This window comes from Arcicella gelida (genome assembly GCF_034931025.1).
In the GTDB taxonomy this organism is placed as follows: Bacteria; Bacteroidota; Bacteroidia; order Cytophagales; family Spirosomataceae; genus Arcicella; species Arcicella gelida.
In genome coordinates this window covers 1-981 of sequence record NZ_JAYGIL010000077.1, presented here as the reverse complement: position 1 = coordinate 981, position 981 = coordinate 1, and the positions used below count along the sequence as shown (strand labels likewise).

The following is a 981-nucleotide window of genomic DNA, read 5'->3' as shown; positions in this document are numbered from 1 at the left end:
TGTCTTGTCCTAAAATAAGTTGACAGTTTCGGTTAAGTTATCGAAATTAGTTATAAACTTTAAAGTAATGGGACAAAGAAGATTAAAAAGCGAAAAAATTGTCAATGAGTCATTTAAACGCAAAGTTATCGAAGAGTACTTATCTGGAGGTGTAACAAAGAAGTTTTTATTAAAAAAGTACAATATTCGTTATCAAAGTGCAATCCAAGAATGGATGAAGAAATTAGGCTATGAAGACCCCTATCGTCATGTTCATATTCCAAGTCCAAGTACATTTGAAGAAATCAAATTAAATAGACAAAAGGAACTTGATAAAATTAATGAGTTAGAGCAAGCTCTACAAGCTGAGAAAGATAAAGTTTTATTATACCAACAAGTAATTGATTGGGCAGAGCGAGAATATAATTTACCTATTCTAAAAAAGGATGTTGCCAAGTAATTCATACTTTTCATCAATCTAAGGTAATGCCCTTATCACGGATGTGTAAATTACTTGGCATAAGTCGTCAAAATTATTATCAGTATTGGCAAAGAGCAGAATGCGTAAGCATTGAAGAGAGTTTAGTTATTGATGAGGTAAAACGACTTCGAAGAATTCATCCTATTCTTGGTACAAAGAAGCTGTATATATTGCTTACGCCTTTTCTTTTAGAACATCAAATTAAAATAGGAAGAGATGCTTTATTTGAACTATTATCCCAATACAAACTTTTGGTTATCAGAAAAAAAAGGAAGTCAAGGACAACCTATTCTGAGCGATGGTTAAAATATAAAAATTTAACAATAGGTTGGAAACCTGATGCAATAAATCAATTATGGGTAGCAGATATTACCTATGTTAGGTTAGAAGAAGGAGGTTTTGCTTATCTAAGTTTACTAACAGATGCTTATTCAAATAAAGTAGTGGGCTTTCAGGTAGGAGAAAGTTTAGAAGTAAAACATTGTTTGCTAGCATTACAAATGGCAATTGATAGAGAGCGT

At 31.7% G+C, this 981-nt stretch carries 2 protein-coding genes; both read left to right on the top strand.

Features of this window, described 5'->3' with window-relative positions; genetic code table 11:
* Positions 1-67: 67 nt before the first annotated feature.
* Entirely contained in the window at positions 68-439 is a 372-nt protein-coding gene (locus VB776_RS24485; protein ID WP_323699472.1) for a hypothetical protein, read from the top strand.
* A 41-nt stretch (positions 440-480) separates the two neighbouring features.
* On the top strand, positions 481-981 hold a 501-nt coding region (locus VB776_RS24480; RefSeq protein WP_323699471.1), incomplete at its 3' end, for a DDE-type integrase/transposase/recombinase.

What these genes read in the sequence shown, in the direction of transcription:
- VB776_RS24485 (WP_323699472.1), top strand. Translation starts at nt 68, where the DNA reads ATGGGACAAAGAAGATTAAAAAGCGAAAAAATTGTCAATGAGTCATTT.